Below are 20,243 nucleotides of genomic sequence, written 5' to 3'. Positions count from 1 at the left end.
GTCATGCGCTCATTCGCTGCAGTTTGCTGTCTTGCCGTGTGGTTGATCGCTGTTCTGCCGGGCTCTGCCGCCGCGGCGCCGCCTGCGGCGGTAGCCGAAGACAAGGCCCAGGTGCTGGAGCAGAAGGCTGCCGAACAGGGGCGCGAGGCCAGCGTACCCAGCGACCAGGCCATCACCCGCAGCGAAGTGCAGGCGGTCGACCCCAAGGGCGAGGCCGCGCTGGATGACGCGATCACCTGCCTGGCGCGCACCCTCTACTGGGAGGCCAAGGGCGGTGAGGCGGCGGACATGCAGGGTGTGGCCAGCGTGGTGATGAACCGGCTGGGGCACGAAGGGTTTCCGGGCACCGTGTGCGAGGTGGTCAAGCAGGGCATCAAGGAGCGTACATGCCAGTTCTCGTGGTGGTGCGACGGGCGCTCGGACGATGTGGAAGAGCCGGTGCAGTACACCGTGGCCAAGGAAATCGCGCGCAAGGCGCTGAATCAGCAACTGACCGACAGCACCGATGGCGCGATGTACTTTCATGACCGCCATGTGCATCCCGCGTGGGCCAGGACGTACTTGAAGACCGCCGAAACTCCCAGGTTCCTGTTCTACAAGCCGCGTGCGGGGGAGGCGCGGTGATTGGCAGGTAAGCAGGGCGCAGCCTGTTTTCAGCAGTATGTAACCTGATAACTTTGCCAGTGTCGGTTGATTAGGCGCTGTTGTATGGTGATGCCTGACTTCGCGGTTAGTTGGCGTGGTACGCGATTGAATCGGAAGAGGATGATGGCCATGTCAAGCACTGGTGTGTTAGTGACGGATGAGTGTCGAAATGCTTACAATTCGCTCAAATTAAGTAAAGCGTTTAGGTATATTGTTTTCAAGATCTCAGATGATTACAAGGAGGTTGTTGTTGAATCAACAGGCGATAGGTCCGCAACCTACGAGGATTTTCTGAGCGCGCTGACCCCGAATGAAGTGCGATATGCTGTCGTCGACTTTGAGTTTGAAACCGTTGAGGGGAGACGAAATGCAATTTTGTTTACTCTATACGCAGATGACTCGGCCCCCATAAGAAAAAGGATGGACTATGCCTCCAGTAAGGATGCACTTAGACGTGCTTTAACTGGTATTGCTTTAGACATTCAGGCATCTGAAAAGAAAGATCTTGAATACGACTTGGTTCTGGCTAAGTTTAGTAATGGCCTTGCAATTCGGTAAATATCCATTCGGGCTTACTCTGTACAGCCTGGATAAAGAGTGCATTCACGACCGTCCATCTCGAAAGTCGAAAATGTCGGGTCACGATAACTGCAGGAGGCTTCGCCAACCCACTTCCATTGTGAAGCGCAGGGCTTCATGCCATCGCCGACCGGTGACCAGTTCTCGGGGTAAAGCGGCCACTCCTTGTCGATGAGGCGGTACACGAAGCGCAGGTCGGTCTTGTTCAGCTGGGTGTAGGCGACGTTGGCGACCGGGCCGGGGTGCCTGGAGGTCCGCTCCAGCGGTTGCCACTGGCTGTCGGCGGCGAGGCAGTCGATGTCCCTGGCCAGCACGTGGCGCTCATGCCCGGGCACGATGTGGTAGGCCGTGCCGCACAGGCGGCGCACAACCAGCTCGGGGTCTGCGTCGCGCACCGGCCCAGTGCCGTCGGGCAGTGCCGGCAATACCTTGACCCCCGCCAGGCTGTACCGCCCGCTGGGGGACTTGATGCTCACTGTGATGTTGTCCAGTTGCTGGGTGCAACTGCCGATGGTGTAGGTCAGCGGGATCCTGAACGTGACGGTGCGCGCGTCGGGGTGCGCATCGGCCTGGTCGGTGCGGTACTGGTTGGGGCGCGAGCGCATGCCGCCGGTGGCGGGGGAGGCCACGGTGCAGCGGTACGGGTCGAGCGGGGCGTAGCTGGCGTTGTAGGTGACGCCGTGGTTGGGCGGGAGTTCGGCGATCAGCGTGGTGCTGCTCAAGCCGTAGTGGCTGGTGGCGCCCACGACGCTTTCCTTGGCGACGAAACCGATCAGGCTGCAGGCGGGCAGCAGGGGCAGGGCCAGTAGCAGGTACAGCGGTTTCATCCGGGGCCATCCGTGGGCAAGTGCGGGAGGGGATGGTGCGCGATTGTGCGGGTGTGGGCAAGGGGCTGCACCGACCCAATCGCGGGTCAGGCCCGCTCCCACAGGATCACCGCAGTCATGTGGGAGCGGGCTTGACCCGCGATGGGGCGTTGACCGTCATGCCAGCCCCTCAGAACGACCGCACGATCCGCCCCAGCGTCTCCATCGCCTGCTCCGACTGCTCGGTCCAGGGGCTGCCGTAATTGAGGCGGATGCAGTTGCGAAACCGGCGCGTCGGCGAAAAGATCGGCCCCGGCGCAATGCTGATGCCCTGGGCCAATGCCATCTGGAACAGCTTCAGCGAGTCCATCTGCTCCGGCAGCTCCAGCCACAGGAAGTACCCGCCGCTGGGGTGGCTGACCCGCGTCTGCGCCGGGAAGTGCCGGGCAATCGCCGCCAGCATGGCGTTCTGCTGCTCTTCCAGCGCATAGCGCAGGCGCCGCAGGTGGCGGTCGTAGCCACCGTGCTGCAGGTAGTCGGCAATCGCCGCCTGCGCCGGCATCGATGCACACAGCGAGGTCATCAGCTTGAGCCGCTCGATCTTCTGCGCATAGCGCCCGGCCGCCACCCAGCCGATCCGGTAGCCCGGCGCCAGGCTCTTGGAGAACGAGCCGCAATGCATCACCAGCCCTTCGGTGTCGAATGCCTTGGCCGGCTTGGGCGCCTGCTGCGCGTAGTACAGCTCGGCATACACGTCGTCTTCGATCAGCGGCACCTGGTGCACGCTCAGCAGCTCGACCAGCTGCTTCTTCTTGTCTTCCGGCATGCTCGCGCCCACCGGGTTCTGGAAGTTGGTCATGCACCACACGGCCTTGACCGGATGCCGCTCCAGCGTCTGCGCCAGCACCCCCAGGTCGATGCCTTCGCGCGGGTGCACCGGAATCTCCACCGCCTTGAGCTTGAGCCGCTCCAGAATCTGCAGGCAGGCATAGAACGCCGGTGCCTCGATGGCCACCAGGTCACCCGGCTCGGTTACCGCCTGCAGGCACAGGTTCAACGCCTCCAGCGCACCGTTGGTGATCAGCAGTTCTTCCATCGGCAGCATCAAGCCGCCGACCATGTAGCGCAGGGCGATCTGGCGGCGCAGTTGCGGGTTGCCCGGCGACAGGTCGGTGACCACCATGCGCGGGTCCATCTCGCGGCTGGCGCTGGCCAGCGAGCGCGCCAGGCGCGGCAGCGGGAACAGGTTGGGGCTGGGGAACGCCGAACCGAAGGCCACCGTCTGCGGGTCCTTGATCGAGTCGAGGATCGAGAACACCAGCTCGCTGACGTCCACCTCGGTCGATTCGCTGGCCTGCTCGATGATCTGCGGCTCGTTGAACTGGCGCGGGGCGTGGGTGTTGACGAAGTAGCCCGAGCGCGGCCGGGCCCGGATCAGCCCGCGACGCTCCAGCAGGTAGTAGGCCTGGAACACCGTGGACGGGCTGACCCCGTGGGTCTGGCTGGCGTAACGCACCGACGGCACGCGCTGGCCGGGGCCGAGTACCCCGGAGCGAATCAGTTCGGCAATGTCGTCGGCGAATTTCTCGTAGCGTTTCATCATGGCTCTGGGCGGTCTGACTCAGCGGAGTGTATGTGATCAGCGGTTCAAAGGCGCGACAAAACGGCTGCGCGCAAGGCTGCGCACGTTCGGCTGGTCGGTGTCGATGAGTTCGAAGCTGATCTCCTGGGAGCTGCTGGGCGCACGGTCGGCCAGCATCGCCACCGAGACCGGTATATCGCTCATCTCGCTGGCCGCCAGGGTGAACTCGGTCTTGCCATGCAGTTCGAAGCCCTCGGCGTCCACCAGGCGCAGGCGGTAGGTCTGCGGCTGCTGGGTCTTGTTGATGACCTTGAGGGTGTAGATGTTCTCGATCTGCCCCAGGGCGTTCTCGCGGAACAGGCCGCGGTCCTTGATCACGTCCATCGACACCATCGGGCGTTGCTGCAGGGCGATCACCAGGGCGCCGATCATCACCACCAGCACGGTCACGTAGCCCAGCAGGCGCGGACGCATCCACTGGGTGGTGCCGCCTTGCAGGGTGTGCTCGGACTTGTAGCCGATCAGCCCGCGTGGGTAGCTCATCTTGTCCATGATGCTGTCGCAGGCGTCGATGCAGGCGGCGCAGCCGATGCACTCCATCTGCAGGCCGTCGCGGATGTCGATGCCGGTGGGGCATACCTGCACGCACATGTGGCAGTCGATGCAGTCGCCCAGGCCCTGGGCCTTGTGGTTGGCGTCCTTCTTGCGCGGCCCGCGCGACTCGCCGCGCTGCGGGTCATAGGCGATGGTGAGGGTGTCCCTGTCGAACATCACGCTCTGGAACCGGGCATACGGGCACATGTGCATGCACACCGCCTCGCGCAGCCAGCCGGCGTTGATGTAGGTGGCACCGGTGAAGAACAGGATCCAGAACAGGCTGACGCCACCCAGCTGCAGGGTGAACAGCTCCTGGGTCAGTGGCCGGATGGGGGTGAAGTAGCCGACGAAGGTCAGTGCGGTCAGCAGGCTGACGCCCAGCCACAGGGTGTGCTTGGCTGCGCGGCGCGCCAGCTTGTTGGGGCCCCAGGGCGCCGCATCGAGCTTGATGCGCTGGTTGCGTTCGCCCTCGGTGACCTTTTCGCACCACATGAACACCCAGGTCCAGGTGCTTTGCGGGCAGGTGTAGCCGCACCAGACGCGCCCGGCGAACACGGTGATGGCGAACAGGCCGAAGGCGCAGATGATCAGCAGCGCCGACAGCAGGATGAAGTCCTGCGGCCAGAAGGTGGCGCCGAAGATGTGGAACTTGCTGTCGGCCAGGTCCCAGAGGACCGCCTGGCGCCCGTCCCAGTTCAGCCAGACGGTGCCGAAAAACAGCAGAAACAGAAAACCCGCGCCACCCAGGCGCAGGTTTCGGAAAAAGCCGGTGAAGCTACGGGTGTGGATGTGTCTGTCGCTGCTGGCGGCCTTCTTCTTGAACGTGGAGGGCTCGGCAATTTCAACGATCTGGACGGGAATTCGTTCGCTCATGGTTCGTCGCTCATCAGGCCTCGATCAGGCCAGAGCACTATGGCGTCCCATCTGTTTGCATAACAGGTGCAGATATCTGGATAAAAACCGTATCAGATTATCGCTTGAAACCCTGCAGCCCTTATATGATCGAGCCCTCCTCGGAGGTCTTCAAATGCCTGCGACTATCCACCGCACCTGCCACGGTGAGCGCGTCAGCCTCTGCCTCGGTGATCGGCACCCGTTGCCCGGCCAGGGTCGCGATCGACATGCGCAGGTCGGCATCGGTGATGATCTGCACCTCTGCCGCTTCACCTTCGATGTTAAAGTCGTCGGCTATCAGGGTGCAGCGCTTGGTGGTTTCGTTGATTTCAATGGGCATGGCGGTGTCCTCGAACGGGGGGCTTACAGCTGTGACCCCGTTGCCGGCCGGGTTGCTGAGCGTGGCCGATCAGCGGTCGACAGCACTCGCGCGCCAGGCTGTTGTCCATCCAGTATCCCCTTGCTGATGGACGCTGCTCATGGACGCCTGGTGGCACCAAGTCTGGTCGACACTGATTGCCGAATTCGCCGATATCACCGATGCCAAGCAACTGACGCAGGTGACGGTGCGCCTGCTGATGGCTGCGCTGCTGGGGGCGGTGCTGGGCTTCGAGCGCGAGCTCAAGGGCAAGGCGGCGGGAGTGCGCACGCACATGCTGGTGGCCATCGGTGCGGCGCTGTTCGTGCTGGTGCCGCGCATGGCCGGGGCGGACGACGCAGCGTTGAGTCGGGTGGTGCAGGGGATCGTCGCCGGCATCGGCTTTCTGGGGGCGGGCACCATACTCAAGGGCAAGGAGGACGATGCGGGTCATGTGAAGGGCCTGACCACTGCTGCGGGCCTGTGGATGACCGCCGCCATCGGCGTGGCCGCAGGCATGGGGCGCGAAGCCACTGCGCTGGTGAGCACGGTGCTGGCGTTGCTGGTGCTGGGGGTGATGCCGTGGGTGGTCGACCGCCTGGAGAAGCGCAAGCCAGAGGATGACCAGCAGAACGAGTAGGGCAGCAAGCACTGAGGGGAGCCTGGGCTCCCCTCAAATTTTGTTGCGTGTGCTCTTTTTATTATTGGAGGGTGGTCTATTGTTGTTTTTGGCGACCCTTGCCTCTTGTTGCGTTGCGATCCCCATCCGGGATCAAGAGCAAACGTATTTTTTTGAGCGCTGATCGACCTTTATCATTGCTGATCCAACCGAGACGGGCGCTACCTTGGGGTAGTTTTATTGTTCTCTGTCAGGTCGCGGGGCACGCCCCCGAAAAGCCATCCACTTCAAAAAAATCTGTTAGCTGCGCCTCTGCCGTGTTGTTCTTGTTATGTCAGAGCCGGTACGTCTTATTTTTATTGGGTTGTCGCATTTTTTATTGTTGTTGTACGAAAGATATAGCAGGTGCCGTGCCAACTTTTTAAAACCCAATAAAATCAATGGTTTGCTGGTTTGATGGAAAAATCGCCACGGGAAATTGTGCTGATTTGTTTCCGTGTTACCCGGATTTTCCCTGTCGGGTGTGGGGGCGGTAACACTCACCCCCCATTGGCCCTGTTGCTGCGCACCGTTACCGGGCAGCGCGTGCCCTGGCCACACGCGAACCGCTGGCGCGGCCCAGCACGGCACTGATGCGCTGGCCGGCGTCGATCAGCTTGTCCAGGTCGATGCCGGTCTCGATGCCCAGGCCCTGCAGCAGGTACACCAGGTCTTCACTGGCCACGTTGCCACTGGCGCCCTTGGCATACGGGCAGCCGCCCAGGCCGGCGACCGAACTGTCGAACACGTTGATTCCCTCCAGCAGGCTGGCGTACACGTTGGCCAGCGCCTGGCCGTAGGTATCGTGGAAGTGCCCGGCCAGCTCGGCACGCGGCACCTGCCCGCCGACCACTTCGAACAGGCGGCGGGTGGCGCCCGGGGTGCCGGTGCCGATGGTGTCGCCCAGCGACACCTCATAGCAGCCCATGTCGCGCAGCTCGCGGGCGATGGGGGCGACCTGCTCGGCATCTACCTGGCCTTCATAGGGGCAGCCCAGCACGCACGAGATATAGCCGCGTACCTTCACCCCGTGTTCGCGCGCCGCCTGCATGATGGGCGCGAAGCGCTGCAGGCTTTCGCTGATCGAGCAGTTGATGTTGCGCTGCGAAAACGCCTCGGACGCGGCGGCGAACACGGCCACCTCCTTGACGCCTGCGGCCAGTGCGTCTTCGAAACCGCGCAGGTTGGGGGCCAGCGCCGCATAGGTGATGCCGGGCTGCTGGCGGATGCTGGCGAACACGTCGGCCGAACCGGCCATCTGCGGTACCCACTTGGGCGAGACGAAGCTGCCCACCTCGATATAGGACACGCCGGCGTCGGTCAGGTCATCCACCAGGCGGACCTTGTCCGCCACGCTGATGGGTTGGGCTTCGTTCTGCAGGCCGTCGCGGGGGCCGACTTCGACCAGACGCACATGGGTAGGCAATGACATGGCTAGGGTTCCTGTGGGCCTCAATGGCCGTTTTTCTGATTGTTCAGGGTGGTGGCCAGCGCCTGCTGGCAGCGCTCCTCGGCGGTGTCGAGTTCCAGCTGCATCTGCTGGATGTCGAGCAGTTGCTGTTCGAGCTGGGCGCGGCGCTCGGCGATCTTCGCCAGCATGCTGTGCAGCTGTTTCTGATTGCCGCTGGTGGGGTCGTAGAGTTCGATCAGCTCGCGGCACTCGGCCAGCGAGAAACCGATGCGCTTGCCGCGCAGGATGAGCTTGAGGCTGACCTTGTCGCGGGCCGAATACACACGCTCCAGGCCACGACGTTCGGGGCTGAGCAAGCCCTGCTCCTCATAGAAGCGGATGGCCCGGGTGGTGATGTCGAGTTCGCGGGAAAGGTCGGAGATGCTGTAGGTCTGGCTGCTCATTGCATGGCTCGGGGAAGGGGGCATGCGGCTAAGCTACTGGCTGGTTGACGTATACGTCAAGCAGGCATTCGGGGATGGCTGTCGCGGGTCACGCCCGCTCCCACAGCTTCAGCGCAGGTCGGGTGGGAGCGGGCTCGACCCGCGATGGCTGCAACGCAGCCCGCACCTTATGCGCGTGCCTCCCGCTCGTCCTGCGCCACCACCGCCTGGCACAACTCGATCATCTGCTCGCGCATCCAGCGGTTGGCCGGGTCCTGGTCGGTGCTTTCATGCCAGTACAGGTGGGTTTCCAAAGGCGGCACGTCGCCCACCGGCAGGCTCACGTAGTTCAGTTGGTGGCGCCGTGCGAAGCGCTCCGGCACGGTCATCACCATGTCGGTCTGCTGCAGCACCTGCGAAGCCATCAGGTAATGCTGCGAGCGCAGCGCGATCTTGCGCTTGAGCCCCTGCTTGCCGAGCGCCAGGTCCACATACCCCAGGCCGTTGCGCCGGCTGGAGATCTGGATGTGGGTCAGGCTCAGGTAATCCTCCAGGCTGATGCTGTCCCTGGCCAGCGGGTGGCCCTGGCGCATCGCGCACACGAACGGGTCCTGCATCAGCTTGACGTGACGCACCTGCGGGTCGGTGTTCAGCGGTGCATCCACGGCAAAGTCCAGGCGTCCGGCGGCCAGTTCCTTGGTGGTCTCGCGGCGCTTGCACAGAAAGCTCTCGATCACCACGTTCGGCGCCAGCCGGCGCAGGCGCTGGAACAGCGATGGCAGCACCACCGCCTCGGTAAGGTCGGTCATGCTGATGCGGAAGGTCTTGTTGGCCTGCAAGGGGTTGAAGATGCGGCTCTCCTGCACCGACACCCGCAGCAGCGACAAGGCATTGCGCACCGGGCCGATGATGTTCTGGGCCATGGGCGTGGGCACCATGCCCTGGGCCGTACGCACGAACAGCGGGTCGTTGAAGGTCTCGCGCAGCCGCGCCAGCGCATTGGACACCGCAGGCTGGGTGATGCCGACGATCTGGCCGGCACGGGTCAGGTTGGCTTCGGTGTAGATCGCATCGAAGACGATGAACAGGTTCAGATCGACCTTGCTGAGGTTCATGGATGCCGCTCTTGTTGGAGTTATGGCCCGATCATATATCGGTTATGAATGTTTATACACGCCGAGAATAGGCTAGGTGGATTTTGCCCGGTGATCTAGCATCCAAGCCAGATCTCTTAAATCACTCGCCTTTCCCAGCAGGTACCGCTCATGGATTTCGCCTATTCACCCAAGGTCCAGGCACTGCGCGAACGCGTCACCGCGTTCATGGACGCCTATGTATATCCCGCCGAGGCGGTGTTCGAACGCCAGGTTGCCGAAGGTGATCGCTGGCAGCCGACCGCGATCATGGAAGAACTCAAGGACAAGGCCAAGGCCGAGGGCCTGTGGAACCTGTTCCTGCCCGAGTCGCAGCTGGGCGCCGGCCTGACCAACCTGGAGTACGCGCCGCTGGCCGAAATCATGGGCCGCTCGCTGCTGGGGCCGGAACCGTTCAACTGCTCGGCCCCGGACACCGGCAACATGGAGGTCCTGGTGCGCTACGGCAGCGAGGCGCAGAAACGCCAGTGGCTGGAGCCGCTGCTGCGCGGTGAGATCCGTTCGGCGTTCGCCATGACCGAGCCCGACGTGGCCTCGTCCGATGCCACCAACATGGCCGCACGGGCGGTGCGCGACGGTGACGAGTGGGTGATCAACGGCCGCAAGTGGTGGACCTCCGGCGCTTGCGACCCGCGTTGCAAGATCATGATCTTCATGGGCCTGAGCAACCCGGACGGGCCGCGTCACCAGCAGCACTCGATGATCCTGGTGCCTACCGATGCACCGGGGGTGAAGATCGTTCGCCCGTTGCCGGTGTTCGGCTACGACGATGCGCCCCACGGCCACGCCGAGGTGCTGTTCGAGAACGTGCGCGTACCGTATGACAACGTGCTGCTGGGCGAAGGGCGCGGCTTCGAGATCGCCCAGGGCCGTCTCGGGCCGGGGCGCATCCATCACTGCATGCGTTCGATCGGCATGGCCGAGCGTGCCCTTGAGCTGATGTGCAAGCGTTCGGCCGAGCGCACCGCATTCGGCAAGCCGCTGGCGCGCCTGGGTGGCAACATCGACAAGATCGCCGACTCGCGCATGGAGATCGACATGGCCCGGCTGCTGACCCTCAAGGCGGCCTACATGATGGACACCGTCGGCAACAAGGTGGCCCGCAGCGAGATCGCGCAGATCAAGGTGGTGGCACCGAACGTGGCGCTGAAGGTGATCGACCGGGCCATCCAGATTCACGGCGGGGCAGGGGTCAGCGCCGACTTCCCGCTGGCCTACATGTACGCGATGCAACGCACCCTGCGCCTGGCCGACGGGCCGGATGAAGTGCACCGCGCGGCGATCGGCAAGTACGAGATCGGCAAGTACGTGCCCCGGGAGATGCTGCGCAGCGGGCACTGAGCCCGCGTCGATGCCCTCGCGGATCGCCTGCTGACCGGGTGGGGCGGGCATGATCCGCGAGGGTATCGACACGCTGCCCGAGGCTACTCCACCCGTTTCACCTCCTCGGCCGCCGTTCGTGTCTTGAACAGCGACAGCAGCACGCCACCGGCCAGCAGCCCGAACGTCACGCACAGCGACAGCAGCGGCGGCACCTTGCCGATCAGGCCGTGGGCGAAGATCTTGCCGCCGATGAATATCAGCACCAGCGCCAGGGCGTACTTGAGGTAAACGAAGCGGTGCACCAGCGCCGCCAAGGCGAAGTACAGCGCACGCAGGCCCAGGATGGCGAAGATGTTGGAGGTGTACACGATGAAGGGGTCCTGGGTGATCGCCAGGATGGCCGGCACGCTGTCTACCGCGAACACCAGGTCGGCCAGCTCGATCAGCACCAGGGCCAGGAACAGCGGTGTGGCGTACAGCAGTGCCCTGGGCTGGCCAGCCGGTTTGAGGCGCACGAAGAAGCGCGCCCCATGCAGGTCATCGGTCACGCGCATGTGCCGGCGCACGAACCTGATCACCGGGTTGTGTGCCAGGTCCGGGTGCGTTTCGTGGCGGGTGAACAGCATCTTGAGGCCGGTAAACAGCAAGAATGCGCCGAACAGGTACAGTATCCAGTCGAATTCCTGCACCAGCGCACTGCCCAGGCCGATCATCAGGGCGCGCAGCACCACCACGCCCAGAATGCCCCAGAACAGCACGCGGTGCTGGTAGCGGCGCGGGATGCCGAAAAAGCCGAAGATCATCGCCATGACGAACACGTTGTCCATCGACAGCGACTGCTCCACCAGCAGCCCGGTGTAGAACTCCAGCGCGCTCTGCGCACCCAGCTCCAGCCACACCCAGCCACCGAACAGCAGCCCCACGCTGAAGTAGGCCGAGTACAGCAGCAGGCTTTCGCGCATTTCGATGTCGTGCGGGCGACGGTGCAGCACGCCAAGGTCCAGGACCAGCAGAGCCACCACCAGGGTGATGAACACCAGCCACAGCCACACGGCCGTGCCCAGGAAATCGTCGAAGAGAAATAACGGCAGAGCGCTCATGAGCCCCTCCTTGTCGTCGTAGTTGTATGAAAACAACTGTGACTCCGACATGGCGGCGATCAGCCGTCAGAGGGGCCCGGTGTCACTGAGCCAAAGCCTAGCTCGCCTCTGGAAAGGGTGAGGGGGGAGGCTGTTACAAATGGTTTCCCGGGTGGGTGAGTCAGTAGACCCAGACTTCCACGCGGCGATTGCGAATTCGGCCTTCTTCGGCGGCATTGGTCGCCACTGGCATCTGACCGCCCAGGCCCGTCACTTCGCGCAGGTTCACCCCTTCGCGCACCAGTTCGCGGCGTACCGCCATGGCCCGCAGCCGCGAGAGCAGGGCGGCGCGGTCGGGGTCGTCCTTGGCGTCGCCGAACCCCACCAGCACCACGCTGTGCTGCAGCTTCTGGTGTTCGCGCAGGTACGCCAGCACGCGCTGCACATCGCGCAGCGCCTTGTTGTCGAGGCTGGCGCTGCCTTCCTGGAAGCGGAAATTGACATTCAGGCGCCTGGCGTTGGCGATCAACTGGCGGTACTGCGCCGGCATGCCCGGCAAGGCCTGTACCTGGACCGGCCGCACCTGCTGTGCGACGAACCCGCTGCTGGCCACGATGGCCTGGCCCGCTGCGCTCTGGGCGAACTCCACCAGGGCACTGGCCAGCGGGTTGCGCTGGGCGGGCGGCAGGTACAGGTACAGCCGCCGCGACAGCGGGTAGTCTTCGCTGGCCACCAGGGCGGGGGTCGGCAGCATGGCCTGGGAGGTGCCGTCGACGATGGCCAGCACCTTGGCCCTGTGCACCGACGCCAGGCTGCTGAAGCCGATGGCCTGGCGGTCGGCACTGACCTCGTCGGCCAACTGCTCGCCGGACTCGAAACGCCTGGCGTGGCTGGCCAGCGAATACTGCTGGGCGTCCAGCACCAGGGCCTTGAAGGTGTCGAAGGTGCCCGAGCGGTCATCGCGGGCGTAGAGGTGGATCGGCCCGCTGCCGGCGCCCAGTTCATCCCAGGTGGTGATGCGGCCGGCGAAGATCTGCGCCAGTTGCGTGGTGCTCAGCTGGGGCAGCGGGTTGTCCGGGTGCACGATGACGGCCACGCCATCGAGGGCGATGACCTGTTCGGCGTCGGCACTTTTCAGGTCGCCCAGCGCGTGCAGCGCCTGCTGCTCGCTGTCGTTGATCGGGCGTGAGGTGGCCGCCAGGTCGGCGTCGCCGCTTTTGAGCGCGGCAAAGCCGGTGCTCGAGCCATGGGCGGCAATGCTCACGCGCAGTGTCTGGCCCTGTGGCGAAACCCCCTGCACCCACACCTCGTTGGGTCGTGCGCCGGGCAGGGTCTGGATCGACCGGGCGCCCTGGGCCTGCAGCAGGCCGCGTACCAGCGCGGGGCCGAGCACGCTGCCCACGGTATTGGAGCCTTGCAGGCGCAGGCTGGCCGGCTCGGCGCAGCACAGCGCCGGCAGCAGGCCAAGCAGCAGACAGAAAGATCGCAACATTGCCGGGGGTGCTCTGCACTCAAGATGGTGAGCGCAGATTAAGACAGATCGATGACAGTCCAATGACTGCCATCGAGCGCATGGCTCAGTTCAGTTCCAGCCAGATCGGCGCATGGTCGGAGGGTTTCTCCATGGCGCGCAACTCGTAGTCGACCCCGGCGGCCTTGATGCGCGGCAGCAGTGCCTGGGAGGTCAGGATCAGGTCGATGCGCAGCCCGCGCTTGGGCTCGTCCTCGAAGCCGCGGCTGCGGTAGTCGAACCAGCTGAAGCGGTCGGCCACTTCCGGGTGCAGATGGCGGAAGCTGTCGGTCAGGCCCCAGTTCTTCAGGCGCGCCATCCACCCGCGCTCTTCGGGCAGGAAGCTGCACTTGCCGGTCTTCAGCCAGCGCTTGGCATTGTCTGGGCCTATGCCGATGTCGCAGTCCTCGGGCGAGATGTTCACATCGCCCATCACCACCAGTGGCTGGTCGTTCTGGAATCGGGATTCGAGCAGGGCCTGCAGGTCTTCGTAGAAGCGCTGCTTGGCCGGGAACTTGGTGGGGTGGTCACGGCTTTCGCCCTGGGGGAAGTAGCCGTTCATGATGGTGATGGGGTTGCCGTGCTCGTCGGCGAAGGTACCCCAGATGAAACGCCGCTGCGCGTCCTCTTCATCGGTGCTGAAGCCCTTGACCAGGCTAAGCGGCGCCTGGCGCGACAGCAGGGCGACACCGTAGTGGCCTTTCTGCCCGTGAAAGTGCACGTGGTAGCCCAGCGCCTGCACCTCGGCCAGCGGGAACTGCTCGTCGGACACCTTGGTTTCCTGCAGGCCGATCACGTCCGGCTGGTGCTTTTCGATCAGCGCGGCCAGTTGATGGGGGCGGGCGCGCAGGCCATTGATGTTGAACGAGACGATCTTCATGGGGGGCGCAATCCTGAGCAAATCGGGAATGCTAGCCGATGGCGCCCGGCGTGTCAGCACACGTGGCGTCCTGGCCTATAGTCAAAGGGAACGTTGGCCAGCGCGCACTACTCAGAAAGAGGCATTGAAGCCCACCAGGAGAGTCACCATGTCCGATACCCCTGCCGTACCGGCCGAAGTTCGTCAGCTCGACAGCGGCTACAGCCGTGAGGCGCGCTCGCTGCTGTACCAGGCCTACCGGCATGAGCCGACCTTCCGCTACCTGTTCGAGGCCGATCGCCCCGGCTACGACCATCGCGTGCGCGCCACGGTACGCGAGCTGGTGCGTCAGCATTTCTTCCAGGACCTGCCGGCGCTGGGCCTGCTGGTGCAGGACCGGCTGATCGGCATCGCCCTGATCGCCCCGCCGCAGCGGCGCCTGGGCATCACCGAGAGCTGGGCGTGGCGCCTGCGCATGCTGCTGAGCGCCGGCCTGCGCTGTACCCGGCGCTACCTGGACTACCAGGCCGCGGTCATGGCCTGTGTGCCGGGCGACGCGGTGCATGTGCTGCCGCTACTGGGCATTCACCCGCAGTTCCAGGGCCATCACTATGGCGAACAGTTGCTGCTGGCGCTGCATGACTGGTGCGCCGAGGACGAACAGTCCGAAGGGGTGGTACTGAATACCGGCAATGACCACTACCTCGAGTTCTACAAGCGACAGGGCTACCTGGAAATCGGTGAAATTGCTGTAGGACCAATCCGCGAGCATGTGTTTTTTCATCCCAATCCCCAGCGTTTGCGCCAGGCACAGGCCTGAAGGGGTGATGTATCAGACCGTCGGCGAGCTGCGGGCAACCGCCAAGCTCTGGTAGCATCCGCGCCTATGACGTATTCAGGACGATTCACCTGCGGGTTGATTTTATGGTTTGCCAGCTGCGCGGTGTACGCACAGAGCGAGCTGGTAGTACGCATCAAGCCCGCCAACAACGAGCTCAAGGCCAACGTCGAAGGCTATATCGGCAGCCTTGGCACCCGCGATGAAGAAGCGCTGCTGCGCTTCAGCCGCGGCGCCGTGGAGCAGGCCAGAAAAGCTGCCCAGGCGCTGGGCTACTACCAGGCGCAGATCGACAGCCAGGTCAAACCTTCGCCCAAGGCCGACAAGGGCCCGCAACTGGTGCTCAGCATCGAGCCGGGCGAGCCGGTGCGCCTGCGCGAGGTGACCGTGCGCGTCGAGGGCCCGGCCAGCGAGATGACGGCCTTCCGGGTTCCTTCGAGCAAGGCGCTGCGGCCTGGGGCTGTGCTCAACCATGGCAACTACGAGGACGCCAAGCGGCTGATCCAGAACCAGGCCTCGCGCTATGGTTTCTTCAGCGGGCATTTCCTGCGCCAGCGCCTGGCGGTCGACCCGGCGGCGGGTGTGGCGGACATCGAACTGGTGTACGACAGCGGCCCGCGTTACCAGCTGGGCAAGGTCCGCTTCGAAGGCGACGCGCCGTTCGACGAGAGCCTGCTGCAACGCATGGTGCCCTTCAAGCAAGGCACCCCCTACGACTCCGAACTGATCGCCGAACTGAACAACGCGCTGCAATCGAGCGGCTACTTCGAAGGCGTGCGGGTCGACGCTGCGCCCACTGCCGCCGTGGCGCAGAGCATCCCGGTAGAGGTGCAACTGCAAACCCGCAAGCCCCGCACCATGGGCCTGGGCCTGGGCTTTTCGACCGACGTCGGGCCGCGCGGCAAGGCCAACTGGACCCGCCACTGGGTCAACCCGCAAGGCCACAGCTATGGCCTGGAAACCGAGCTTTCGGCGCCGCGCCAGAACGTCGGCCTGTGGTACGACATACCGCTCGACCCGCCGTTGACCGACAAGCTGCGCTTTGCCGGCGGCTACCAGAACGAAGAGATCGCCGGCACCGACAGCCTCAGCAAACTGCTCACCGTGGGCCCGGAATGGCACAGCAAGCTGCCCAGCGGCTGGCAGCGCGTGGTATCGCTCAAGTGGCAGCGCGAAGAGTACCGTCTGGGTGATGATTCGGGTTTGAGCACCCTGCTGATGCCGGGTGTGAGCTACAGCTACCTGCGCAGCGACAACCGCATCGACCCGCACAACGGCTACCGCTTGCAGTTCGACGCGCAGGTGGCCAAGGAAGGGCTGCTGTCCGACACCAACCTGCTGCATGGCAACGTGCTGCTCAAGGGCCTGACCACCGTGGCGCAGAACCACCGCTTCCTGGGCCGGGTGCAGTTCGGCGGCAGCGCCACCAACGGCTACAAGTCGGTGCCCCCCTCGCTGCGCTTCTTTGCCGGTGGCGACCAGAGCGTGCGTGGCTACGACTACCAGACCCTTTCACCCAAGAACGCCGATGGCGACCGTATCGGCGGGCGCTACCTGGTGGCCGCCAGTGCCGAGTACCAGTACTCGATCGCCGAGAAGTGGCGCCTGGCGACCTTCGTCGACCAGGGCAACTCGTTCAACAGCCTGGAGCTTCCCAGCCTCAAGACCGGCGTCGGCTTCGGTGTGCGCTGGGTGTCGCCGGTCGGCCCGCTGCGGCTCGACCTGGCCAAGGCGCTGGACGATGACGGCGGCATACGTTTGCACTTTTCCATGGGGCCCGAGTTGTGAGCAAGGTGTTGAAACGCGGCGGGCTGGCCCTGCTGGCGCTGCTGGTCGTGCTGGTGCTGGCCGTGGGTATCCTGCTGGGTACCCAGGCCGGCAGCCGCTGGGCCTTGAGCCTGGTGCCGGGCTTGCAGCTGGACAATTTTCAAGGCCGCCTTGGCGGGCAATGGCAGGCCGATCGGCTGATCTGGCAGCAGGGCGAGGACCGTGTCGAAGTGCTTGCGCCGGTGTTTGCCTGGTCGCCCGGCTGCCTGTTGCGCATGACCTTGTGTATCGACCAGCTGCGCGCCGGGCAGGTCAACCTGGACTTCGCCCCCAGCGAGGCAGCGCCCGACAGCGGGCCGCTGCAGTTGCCCAGCCTCCAGTTGCCAGTGGCGATCGAACTGGGCGAAGTACAGGTCGGCCAGTTGCATCTGGACGGCAGCGAGCAGTTGAGCCAGTTGCAACTGGCTGCACACTGGACCGCCCAGGGCCTGCAGATCGACAGCCTGAACCTGCAACGCGAAGACCTCAGCCTGAACCTCAGCGGCCTGCTGCAACCGGTGGGTGACTGGCCGTTGCAGCTGCAGGGTCAGGTGCAACTGCCGGCCATCGACGACCAGCCCTGGCAACTGGCGGTGCAGATAAAAGGCGACCTGCAGAAAAGCCTCGACCTGCAGGCCGACAGCAGCGGCTACCTGCAAGGGCGCCTGGCGGGTCAATTGCAGCCCCTGGCCGAGCACCTGCCGGCCCAGGTACGCCTGAGCGCCACCGGCTTCAAGCCATCGGCCGGATTGCCGGACACCCTGCAGTTCGAGCAGCTGGAACTCAGTGCCTATGGCGACCTGGCAAAAGGTTACCAACTGGTGGGCGCCGGTCGCCTGCCGGCCGAGCAGGGGCCGATCAGCCTGAGCCTGCGTGGCCGGGTGGATGCCAAGGGCGCCCAGATCGCTGCCCTGGACCTGAGCGCCGCCGCGCAACAGCGTGTCACGCTCAGCGCCACTGCCGACTGGCAGAGCGGTCTGGTTGCCGATGCCAGCATCGACTGGCTGGACTTCCCGTGGCTGCGCCTGTACCCGCTGGACGAGGCTCCGCAGGTCACGCTGCGGCGCCTGAACGCCAAGGTCAACTACCGCGACGGCAACTACCAGGGCGATTTCAGTGGCGACCTGGACGGGCCGGCAGGTGCCTTCAAGGTCAGCAGCCCGTTCAAGGGCGACCTGGGCCAGGTCAGCCTGCCACAGCTGGCCCTTGAAGCCGGCCAGGGCAAGGTGGCCGGCAGCGTCGCCGTGCAGTTTGCCGAGGGCGTGGCGTGGGACGCGGCACTGGAATTGTCGGCGCTCAACCCGGCGTACTGGCTGGCCGAGCTGCCGGGCACCCTGGCGGGCCCGCTGCGCAGCAAGGGCGAACTCAAGGGCGACACGCTGCGCCTGAATGCCGACTTGGACCTCAAGGGGCGATTGCGCGGCCAGCCCGCCGTGCTGCAGGCCAAGGCCGACGGTGCAGGCGAGAACTGGACCCTGGGCACCTTGCTGATCCAGCTGGGGGACAACAAGATCAACGGCAGCGCCAGTGTGCAGCAACGCCTGGCCGGTCAGCTTGACCTCAACCTGCCGCGCCTGGGCCAGCTGTGGCCGCAACTGCAAGGCCAGCTCAAGGGTCGGCTTGATGTGGCCGGTACGCTCAAGGCGCCGCAGGGGCAACTGACCTTGCAGGGCCAGCAACTGGGCCAGGCCGAAAACCGCGTGCAACGCCTTGACCTGGACGCCCGGCTGGACAGCGCCCAGCGTGCCCTGATCGACCTGCAGGCCGGGTCGATCCGCCTGGGCGAAACCAACCTGGGCACCCTGACCGCCAAAGGCCAGGGCGACATTGGCAAGCAGCAATTGCAACTGGCCCTCGATGGGCCGCAGCTCAAGCTCGACCTGGGCCTGGACGGTCAGCTCGACAAGGGCAACTGGCGCGGACGCCTGGCCAGCGGCCAGGTGCAGGCGGGCGGGCAGGACTGGCAGCTGCAGGCACCGGCCAGGTTGCAGCGCCTGGCCAATGGGCAGGTGGATTTCGGCGCCCATTGCTGGCGCTCCGGGCAGGCCAGCCTGTGTGGTGAAGACCAGCGCCTGATGCCCGACCCGCGCCTGCGCTACCACCTCAAGCAGTTCCCGCTGCAAAGCCTGGCGCAGTGGTTGCCCAAGGACTTCGCCTGGCAGGGCATGCTCAATGCCGACATCAACCTCGATCTGCCGGCCAGCGGGCCCAAGGGGTCGATCGTGGTGGACGCCAGTGGCGGCACCTTGCGGGTGCGGGAAAAGGATCGATGGCTGGACTTCCCGTACCAGGCGCTGCGCCTGAACAGCACCCTGGGCCCGCGCCGCGTGGACACGCGCCTGGAGTTCGTGGGCGGGCGCCTGGGCGAGCTGACCCTGTCGGCGCGCATCGACCCGCTGGCGCGCAACAAGCCGCTGAGCGGAGACTTCCGCCTGAGCGGGCTGGACCTGTCGGTGGGCCGGCCGTTCGCGCCCATGGTCGAGCGCCTGGCTGGTCAGCTCAACGGCAGCGGACAGATCACCGGTACGCTGCTGGCGCCCCAGGTCAACGGCAACCTGACGCTGAGCAATGGCGAAGTGTCGGGTGCCGAGTTGCCCATCAGCCTCAGCGACCTCAGCCTGCGGGCACAGATCGCAGGCGAGCAGGTGCAACTGGGCGGCGAGTGGAAGAGCGGCCCGGTCGGCCAGGGCCGCCTGAGTGGCCAGATCGGCTGGGCCCAGGGCCTGGCGGTGGAGTTGCAACTGCAGGGGCAGCGCCTGCCGGTCACCGTCGAACCCTACGCCAACCTGGAGGTGGCGCCGGACCTGAAGATCCAGATGATCGGCGAAAAGCTCGCGGTCACCGGCAAGGTGCTGGTGCCCAAGGGCAAGATCACCGTGCGCGAACTGCCGCCTTCGACTGTCAAGGTGTCGGATGACACGGTCATCGTCGGCCGCCAGACCGAGCAGGGCAAGGCGCCGATGGCCGTGGCCATGGACATCGACGTGGAGGTGGGGCAGGACAAGCTGGCATTCAGCGGCTTCGGCCTGACCGCCAACCTGCTGGGGCGCGTGCACATTGGCGACAACCTCGATACCCGTGGCGAGCTCAGCCTGGCCGATGGGCGCTACCGCGCCTATGGCCAGCGCCTGACCATCCGCCGTGCGCGGCTGCTGTTTGCCGGGCCGATCGACCAGCCCTACCTGGACATCGAGGCCATTCGCCAGACCGACGACGTGATTGCCGGCATCCGCCTCAGCGGCAGCGCCGAACAGCCCACCACCCAAGTGTTTTCCGAGCCGGCGATGAGCCAGGAGCAGGCCTTGTCGTACCTGGTGCTGGGGCGTCCGCTGGGCAATACCGGCGAAGACAACAACATGCTGGCGGAGGCGGCCCTGGGCCTGGGCCTGGCGGGCAGCGCGGGGATTACCGGCAGCCTGGCATCGAGCCTGGGCATCGAGGACTTCCAGCTCGACACCCAGGGCAGCGGCGACAACACCAGCGTGGTGGCCAGCGGCAAGCTGACCGAGCGCCTGAGTCTGCGCTACGGCGTAGGGGTGTTCGAGCCGGCCAACACCATCGCCTTGCGCTACCTGCTCAGCAAGAAGGTCTACCTGGAGGCTGCCAGCGGTATCGCCAGCTCGCTGGATATCTTCTACAAGCGCGACTTCTGATACGGCCCGTCAAGGGCTGCGCACACAACAACGCCAGGCGCGACCGCTCGCGCCTGGCGTTGTTGTGTG

At 64.9% G+C, this 20,243-nt stretch carries 17 protein-coding genes; 7 read left to right on the top strand and 10 right to left on the bottom strand.

The window, feature by feature from the left end; translation table 11 throughout:
* Positions 1-3 precede the first annotated feature (3 nt).
* Both N0B28_RS16625 and N0B28_RS16620 read left to right on the top strand, forming a co-directional pair.
* A complete protein-coding gene (locus N0B28_RS16625) occupies positions 4-624 on the top strand; it encodes a cell wall hydrolase (protein ID WP_058541232.1) in 621 nt (206 codons plus the stop codon).
* Positions 625-774: 150 nt separating this feature from the next.
* Entirely contained in the window at positions 775-1,203 is a 429-nt protein-coding gene (locus tag N0B28_RS16620) for an actin depolymerization factor/cofilin-like domain-containing protein (RefSeq protein ID WP_210013939.1), read from the top strand.
* 14 nt (positions 1,204-1,217) lie between these two features.
* Here the strand turns inward: N0B28_RS16620 and N0B28_RS16615 are convergent, their stop codons facing one another.
* The 4 genes from N0B28_RS16615 to N0B28_RS16600 form a co-directional block, all read right to left on the bottom strand.
* Positions 1,218-2,051: a hypothetical protein gene (locus N0B28_RS16615; protein WP_210013940.1), complete on the bottom strand. Its 834-nt coding sequence runs from the start codon at positions 2,049-2,051 to the stop codon at positions 1,218-1,220.
* 169 nt (positions 2,052-2,220) lie between these two features.
* The gene (gene mapR, locus N0B28_RS16610) at positions 2,221-3,630 is read right to left on the bottom strand and encodes a GntR family transcriptional regulator MpaR (protein ID WP_043860894.1); all 1,410 of its coding nucleotides are present in this window, start codon (positions 3,628-3,630) and stop codon (positions 2,221-2,223) included.
* A 39-nt stretch (positions 3,631-3,669) separates the two neighbouring features.
* A complete protein-coding gene (gene ccoG / locus N0B28_RS16605; protein ID WP_043860893.1) occupies positions 3,670-5,082 on the bottom strand; it encodes a cytochrome c oxidase accessory protein CcoG in 1,413 nt (470 codons plus the stop codon).
* A 121-nt stretch (positions 5,083-5,203) separates the two neighbouring features.
* The gene (locus tag N0B28_RS16600; RefSeq protein WP_210013941.1) at positions 5,204-5,443 is read right to left on the bottom strand and encodes a DUF3203 family protein; all 240 of its coding nucleotides are present in this window, start codon (positions 5,441-5,443) and stop codon (positions 5,204-5,206) included.
* A 139-nt stretch (positions 5,444-5,582) separates the two neighbouring features.
* On the opposite strand from N0B28_RS16600, the gene N0B28_RS16595 reads away from it, so the two are divergent.
* Positions 5,583-6,101, top strand: a complete 519-nt coding sequence (locus N0B28_RS16595; protein ID WP_043860891.1) for an MgtC/SapB family protein — start codon at positions 5,583-5,585, stop codon at positions 6,099-6,101.
* 550 nt (positions 6,102-6,651) lie between these two features.
* On the opposite strand, the gene N0B28_RS16590 is transcribed toward N0B28_RS16595, so the two are convergent.
* From N0B28_RS16590 to N0B28_RS16580, 3 genes are all read right to left on the bottom strand, one after another.
* Positions 6,652-7,551: a hydroxymethylglutaryl-CoA lyase gene (locus N0B28_RS16590; RefSeq protein WP_210013942.1), complete on the bottom strand. Its 900-nt coding sequence runs from the start codon at positions 7,549-7,551 to the stop codon at positions 6,652-6,654.
* Between the two features lie 20 nt (positions 7,552-7,571).
* Positions 7,572-7,973 (bottom strand): MerR family DNA-binding transcriptional regulator, encoded by a 402-nt coding sequence (locus N0B28_RS16585; protein WP_043860889.1) that lies wholly within the window; start codon positions 7,971-7,973, stop codon positions 7,572-7,574.
* 167 nt (positions 7,974-8,140) lie between these two features.
* On the bottom strand, positions 8,141-9,067 hold the full coding sequence (locus N0B28_RS16580) for a LysR family transcriptional regulator (protein WP_043860888.1): 927 nt from the start codon (positions 9,065-9,067) through the stop codon (positions 8,141-8,143).
* Positions 9,068-9,217: 150 nt separating this feature from the next.
* Here N0B28_RS16580 and N0B28_RS16575 point away from each other — a divergent pair, with 150 nt between their 5' ends.
* A complete protein-coding gene (locus N0B28_RS16575; protein ID WP_043860887.1) occupies positions 9,218-10,447 on the top strand; it encodes an acyl-CoA dehydrogenase in 1,230 nt (409 codons plus the stop codon).
* A gap of 83 nt (positions 10,448-10,530) precedes the next feature.
* Here N0B28_RS16575 and N0B28_RS16570 read toward each other — a convergent pair whose 3' ends face one another.
* The 3 genes from N0B28_RS16570 to xthA form a co-directional block, all read right to left on the bottom strand.
* Positions 10,531-11,529, bottom strand: coding sequence for a TerC family protein (locus N0B28_RS16570; RefSeq protein ID WP_078480753.1), 999 nt, complete (start codon positions 11,527-11,529; stop codon positions 10,531-10,533).
* A gap of 160 nt (positions 11,530-11,689) precedes the next feature.
* Positions 11,690-13,000, bottom strand: a complete 1,311-nt coding sequence (locus N0B28_RS16565) for a phosphate ABC transporter substrate-binding/OmpA family protein (RefSeq protein ID WP_275727566.1) — start codon at positions 12,998-13,000, stop codon at positions 11,690-11,692.
* A gap of 85 nt (positions 13,001-13,085) precedes the next feature.
* Complete coding sequence (xthA, locus tag N0B28_RS16560) at positions 13,086-13,898, bottom strand: exodeoxyribonuclease III (RefSeq protein WP_275727565.1); 813 nt, start codon at positions 13,896-13,898, stop codon at positions 13,086-13,088.
* Positions 13,899-14,046: 148 nt separating this feature from the next.
* Here xthA and N0B28_RS16555 point away from each other — a divergent pair, with 148 nt between their 5' ends.
* The 3 genes from N0B28_RS16555 (at position 14,047) to N0B28_RS16545 (ending at position 20,174) form a co-directional block, all read left to right on the top strand.
* The gene (locus N0B28_RS16555; RefSeq protein WP_043860883.1) at positions 14,047-14,697 is read left to right on the top strand and encodes a GNAT family N-acetyltransferase; all 651 of its coding nucleotides are present in this window, start codon (positions 14,047-14,049) and stop codon (positions 14,695-14,697) included.
* A gap of 66 nt (positions 14,698-14,763) precedes the next feature.
* Entirely contained in the window at positions 14,764-16,503 is a 1,740-nt protein-coding gene (locus tag N0B28_RS16550; RefSeq protein ID WP_275727562.1) for an autotransporter assembly complex family protein, read from the top strand.
* Positions 16,500-20,174, top strand: coding sequence for a translocation/assembly module TamB domain-containing protein (locus N0B28_RS16545; RefSeq protein ID WP_275727559.1), 3,675 nt, complete (start codon positions 16,500-16,502; stop codon positions 20,172-20,174). Before N0B28_RS16550 ends, N0B28_RS16545 begins: the two co-directional genes overlap by 4 nt.
* Positions 20,175-20,243: the final 69 nt, after the last annotated feature.

It is taken from the genome of Pseudomonas sp. SD17-1 (genome assembly GCF_029201585.1).
GTDB classification, from domain to species: Bacteria; Pseudomonadota; Gammaproteobacteria; order Pseudomonadales; family Pseudomonadaceae; genus Aquipseudomonas; species Aquipseudomonas palmensis.
This window is presented reverse-complemented; position numbering and strand designations above follow the sequence as displayed.